The following is a 5,859-nucleotide window of genomic DNA, read 5'->3' as shown; positions in this document are numbered from 1 at the left end:
CGGACAGCCGCGGCAACAGCGCCGGGTTCCACGTCTATTATACATTGATGGACTAACCTGCACACTTTCAGCCACGCACAAAGTGTACAACTTAAGCCTTATCTTATACATTTCCAGCATGGCTGAAAGTGTATAAGTTGTCAGCGGCACGGGCAGGTACTGGGTCCGCTGATGTTCCATAGGGGATGCTGATTAACTAACCCCGGGGGTAATTTATGAAAACAGCTGTCAAAACCAGGTATCTAACTTTTATTCTGACGGCCTGCGTTGTGCTGGCCTGCCCGGCTTTAGTCTCTGCCTTCAGCACCGAAGACCTGAACACCCTGCGCCAGACCAATGCCTGCTCCCGGTGCAACCTTTCAGAAGCCAACCTGAGCTGGTCTGATTTTTCCGGGGCCAATCTGAGCAGGACCAATCTTTCCGGGGCCAACCTGCACCGGACCAACCTGCAGGGAGCCAACCTGTCCAGAACCGGCCTGAGCAGTGCAGATCTGAGCGTGGCTGATCTTTCCGGAGCCAACCTGACCCGGGCCAACCTCAGAAACGCCAACCTGAACAGAGCAGACCTGCGCGGAGCCAACTTGAGCGATGCCAGCCTGGACGGAGCAGACCTGACCTGGGCCACCTGGACCAACGGCCGCACCTGCAGGCAGAACTCCATCGGCGAATGCAAATAACCTGTACACTTCCAGCCACGCACAAAGTGTACAACTTAACAGGCCATTAAAAATCTCCCAATTGCTGCGTCACGTCAAAAAGTTCAAACGCTTCTAAGTAACTTCAAAAAAACTGGACCCCGGATCCGTCATCCCGGACTCGATCCGGGACCGGGGTGACGGTTAGAGCAAATAGTAGCCCTTTTTCGTCATTCCGGCGAAAGCCGGAATCCAGGGTATTATAATAGTTTTATAGCAAATGTGGTGAATAGATACAAAAAGAATGAAGACAGTGGCGGGACAAAATATGCTTTTTGGCGAATGCAGATAATTCATCTTAAAAAACATTGAAAATCCTGCCTAACATTCCGATCATGGAAATAGCTGAAAAGGTCATTGCAAAGCTGAACAGGCGGAATGAGTGGCTGCGGTTTTCCCGCAATCCCTGATCAATCCTGATGTCAATCCTTTCAATGATCTTGTCCATCTTGGCATCCATCTGTTCAAAGCGCTTGTCCATCTTGGCCTGCATGCTGTCAAAACGCTTATCCACTTGCTCAAAACGCTTATCCACCTGCTCAAAGCGCTTGTCCATGTCTGCCTGCATGGCGTCAAAGCGCTTGTCCATGTCTGCCTGCATGTCGTCAAAGCGCTTGTCCATGTCTGCCTGCATGGCGTCAAAGCGCTTGTCCATGTCTGCCTGCATGGCGTCAAAACGCTTGTCCATGTCTGCCCTTAATTCTTTATGAGACTTGGAAAGAGAATCAAACTTATCAGTTAAAACCTCAAACTTATAATCAAATTTCTCCTCAAGTCCGTCAAACCTGGCCTCAAAATATTGAGATGTAGGGATCAGGCGAACGATAAGGGCCTCAATGGTTTTTTCGCTAATCACATAATCTTTTGGGTCTTGGTTTTGGCTGGAAACTTCGCTCATAAATCCTCCAAGGTGCTGTCTGCACCCAGATCATTGAGTATTACCGGGACTTTATGGGGTGTATAAGTTCTGGTATTATTTATCCTTCAAGCCCATCCGGGCATGCTGCAACACAGGATGAAAACTATGTGCAGGGTTGCTTCTTAATCAAGATTAAGGCAGGTGGCCTGATTTGGCAAGAGGATTTGAGTGGACCTCGGCGGCTTAATCCTGGCTGAGCATGAATCAGAGATAAGAATTGCGATTTTTTTAAAACGTCATTATTCTTGCTTTAATCAGCGAGTTGATGCACGATTGTAATTCTTTCGCAACCATAATATTCCGCTCGGAAGGCGGGCCAAAAGGTCTTCAATCCGGCACTCACTTTTTAGGATTAATCCCACCGGGGCGTATGATCTATGGGCCGGAGGCATACAGCCCGGAGGGGGACAACCAAAAAACATATTCCCACGCAAAGGCGCCCCAGTCAAATGGCTCTGCCCTTACTTTGTGAATTTAACAGGACTGGCAAAGGTCGCCAAGGAAGACAGGATGGACTGGCATTTACGGCTTTGTATTTTTTATGTCCACCCAATAGCCGTCACCACCACATGTACTCCATCCACATCATGCTCACCAGACAATCTGGCCAGCACATTTTCATCATCCACCGGCACGAACAGAGCCACAGTGATGGCATTCAGCCCCAGCCTGGAGGCGTAATGAGCGGCTTGTTGAATTGATTGTCGCAGTCTGGCCTGGTTGGTATGACTTTTCACTTCGATGATTCCTTCTCCCATGTCGCACTTCAGATGAAGATCAACCCTGCCGTTTCCAGTTGGGAATTCAGGACTGATGGTGCAATAGTCTTCCACAGCATTGCGCAGCCAGAAATACAGATGAAAATGCCCCACTGCCTCTGTATAATTCATATCACTGCGCTTAGGCTGTTCCTGCCAGGGATTCAGACCCCTGGCTGCAAGACGTCGCAGATAGCCCTTGTAACGTTCCAGCAAAGCCGGCAAGTCCAGTTCCGAACCGCCAAACACGTCTTCCAGTTCATCCAGGGGTTCCAGAGCCAGTATGGGTGTACTTTCGCCCATGAGGTCTATGGTCAGGGCGTGAAACAGGCAGGACTGCACATAGGGCGAGGAAAAACAGCAGACGTCAATCTTATCGCCATTGGAGTCCGTGACTTCATAGTTGTCGATAATCCCGTTGAGGTACAGATAAGAACACCAGTCGGCCCGGATGCTGAAAGGCATATCCGGACGGGAAAATAGCTCTACAACTCTATCAATATACGGCCCTTGTGCTTTTTTTAGCAAATTGAGTACGGTGTTATTCCATTCTCTGTGCAAGGCTGCGCGGTAGACCTCCCGCCAGGTTGTTTTGTCAATGCTCTGGTCCATCCCTGGATTGTATTTTCTGGTCAATAACTCCCCGAACCAGCCAACCAGACCGGGCTGCCCCCGAGTTGCATTATGGACTGCCGTTACTACTTCCTGCTCCACCTTCTGTCCGGATTCATCCTGGTATTGTCTGAACAGCTCTTCAACCTCATCAGCTGAGAAATTTGGCACTTGCAATGAACGCTGAACATTGAACGGCGAGCCCCGTTCGCTGTCTGCACCCAGCACAGCCCTCACTCCGATCAGGGCAAGTCCGTGGAGCAAAAAACTGTCCCGCTTCAGATACATGTCCCGGAACAGGGTCACCAGTGTGTCGATAATCCGTGGAGGCAGGCTGTCGAACTCATCGATAAACAATAACAATGGAAGCTCAAATAATTGATTTTGATTGAAAAAATAGTTTTTGAACTCGGAAATATCCCCCGGCGTCGGAATGTCCACATGGAATGTCTCCCGGAATAATTGCGGCAGGCGGGAGAGGAACACATCCAACCCGTCTTCCGGCTGCATGATCACCCCCTGCATGGACATGGTCGCCACGATGAAGCGATGGCTGTATCGTTTTTCAATCTCGCGGCGTACTTCATGCATCAACCAGGTCTTGCCTGTTTGCCGAGGGGACCAGATGGTGAAATAATGACCACCGTCCTGGACATCGCCGACAATATAATCCAGACAGCTTTCCACCAGTTCGCGGCGAGGTACGCAAAAATGGCGGCGGCAGTTGACTGGACCATAAGAGTAGAATTCACGCATGGATATCTCCAAAATATCTCTTTTTATGCCGGGAGCTTGCTTCCATTTCTTTTCATTTCATTTCCAGTAAACATTTAGAACATCCCGGTTCACTTGGCAAGTGCCAGCAAATACAGTCATCATTGCTGGGCTGGGCAGGATAAGATTTTTACTGATCTCTGGCTTGCAACAATGCTCTAATCATCTTTACACTTCGCGCTTGACGCGAAATGTAAAGATGATTTTTCTAGACGTGGTTCATCCTGAATACATACTTTGCCTGTCCCCTGTGGACAATTCATGTTAAAAAACATTGAAAATTCTGCCCAGCATACCGATCATGGAGATAGCTGAAAAGGTCATGGCAAAGCTGAACAGGCGGAATGAGTGACTGCGGTATTCCCGCAATCCCTGATCAATTCTAACGTCAATCCTTTCAATGAGTTTGTCAAATTTTGCATCAATCTGTTCAAAGCGTTTGTCCACCTGTTCAAAACGTTTGTCCACCTGCTCAAAACGTTTATCCATATCTGCCTTCATGGCATCAAAACGCTTGTCCATCTCGGTCTGCATGGCATTGATGCGTTTGTCTGTCTGTTCAAAACGCTTTTCCATGTTTGACTGCATAGTATCAAAGCGCTTGTCCATCTCGGTCTGCATAGTATCAAAGCGCTTGTCCATGTCAGCCTTTAATTCTTCATGAGACTTGGCAAGAGAATCAAACTTATCAGCTAAAACCTCAAACTTATAGTCAAATTTCTCTTCAAGTCCGTCAAACCTGGCCTCAAAATATTGAGACGTAGGTATCAGGCGAATAATCAGGGCTTCAATGGTTTTTTCGTTAATCACAAAATCTTTTGGGTCTGGGTTTTGGCTGGAAACTTCGCTCATAAATCCTCCCAAGTGCTGTTTGCACTCAGATCATTGGGTGTTACCTGGATTTTATGGTGTATAAGTTCTGGTATGATTCATCCTTCAGGCCCATCCGGGCATGCTGCAACACAGGATGAAAACCGGATACAGGATCGTATCTGGATCAAGATTAAGGCAGGTGCTCGGATTTGGCAAGGGAATTTGAGTGGAGCTTTGCGGTTCAAATTTTGTAACTGTTCAGCAAAATCGAAGGAGAATATCTGGGCCCCGGATTCGTCATCCCGGACTCGATCCGGGACCGGGGTAACGGTTAAATCGGACAACAGCCCCTTTCCGTCATTCCGGCGAAGCTTGTCCCGGGCTTGAACCGGGATAAAGCGAAGCCAGGGACAGACCCCTCCGGGCTGTAAGCCTCCGGGCAGGAAGCCGTGCCATGCCGTAGTTTATAGCTTTTTACACAAAGATAGCCTTAACACACACTATTCATATTTTGATTTCAAAAAACTCGTAATGCTCCCCTTTCATAGAGGTCAATCACTGAGGCAGGGAGGGCCATGGGTTTCTCCATAATATGCTGATAACTATATCATCAACTGTAAAATATTTTAATCCTGCCTGAGCATGAATCAGAGATAAGAATTGCGATTTTTTTAAAACGTCATTATTCTTGCTTTAATCAACGAGTTGATGCACGATTGTAATTCTTTCGCAACCATAATATTCCGTTCGGAAGGCGGGCCAAAAGGTCTTCAATCCGGCACTCACTTTTTAAGGATTAATCCCACCGGGGCGCATGATCTATGGGCCGGAGGCAGACAGCCCGGAGGGGGACTAACTCTCCCGGCACTAATTTTTCCAATTTGTTTCTTGCTCAAAAAAATAAGTGCCGAGGTGCCTGTCCCCACAGACATAAAAGCAAAATGTTTTCTTATAAAGAAGCGGCTTGAGCCGCAAGAACTAAGCGTACCCAGGCTGGAGCCTGGGAACGAGAGGTAACCAGTGAACCTTAACTGGGACAGTCCCCGCAACTCACATTTCGATGTGCCGCAATTGGTCCTTACTCAGGGGCAAAATATGTACCGGGAATTTGCGCTCAGCGAGGGACAGTCTCAATGCCCAGCGACCATCCCCGCATTTGTCTCAAGCTTTCTTGTTTTTTGTGACCCAGTAAAACCCAGCAAAGCTGGAACGCTTTCAGCGTTGTTTAACCGGGCAGGCCCCGGTTAAACCCTGCTATGCAGGAAATCCTTCGGATTTGTTTCACGGG

Annotated in this window: 4 protein-coding genes; 1 reads left to right on the top strand and 3 read right to left on the bottom strand. The window is 48.2% G+C overall.

From position 1 onward, the window contains the following. The first annotated feature begins 215 nt into the window (after positions 1 to 215). A complete protein-coding gene (locus QZP87_RS06610) occupies positions 216 to 677 on the top strand; it encodes a pentapeptide repeat-containing protein (RefSeq protein WP_291322131.1) in 462 nt (153 codons plus the stop codon). A 316-nt stretch (positions 678 to 993) separates the two neighbouring features. Here QZP87_RS06610 and QZP87_RS06605 read toward each other — a convergent pair whose 3' ends face one another. From QZP87_RS06605 to QZP87_RS06595, 3 genes are all read right to left on the bottom strand, one after another. Next, complete coding sequence (locus QZP87_RS06605; RefSeq protein ID WP_291322130.1) at positions 994 to 1,593, bottom strand: hypothetical protein; 600 nt, start codon at positions 1,591 to 1,593, stop codon at positions 994 to 996. Between the two features lie 560 nt (positions 1,594 to 2,153). Beyond that, positions 2,154 to 3,740, bottom strand: a complete 1,587-nt coding sequence (locus QZP87_RS06600; protein ID WP_291322129.1) for an AAA-like domain-containing protein — start codon at positions 3,738 to 3,740, stop codon at positions 2,154 to 2,156. Positions 3,741 to 4,022: 282 nt separating this feature from the next. Next, a complete protein-coding gene (locus QZP87_RS06595) occupies positions 4,023 to 4,610 on the bottom strand; it encodes a hypothetical protein (protein WP_291322128.1) in 588 nt (195 codons plus the stop codon). Between the last annotated feature and the right edge of the window lie 1,249 nt (positions 4,611 to 5,859).

It is taken from the genome of Desulfonatronospira sp. (genome assembly GCA_003563255.1).
Lineage (GTDB): Bacteria > Desulfobacterota > Desulfovibrionia > Desulfovibrionales > Desulfonatronovibrionaceae > Desulfonatronospira.
The sequence above is the reverse complement of the archived record's forward strand: the minus strand, read 5'-3'. Positions and strand labels throughout refer to the sequence as shown.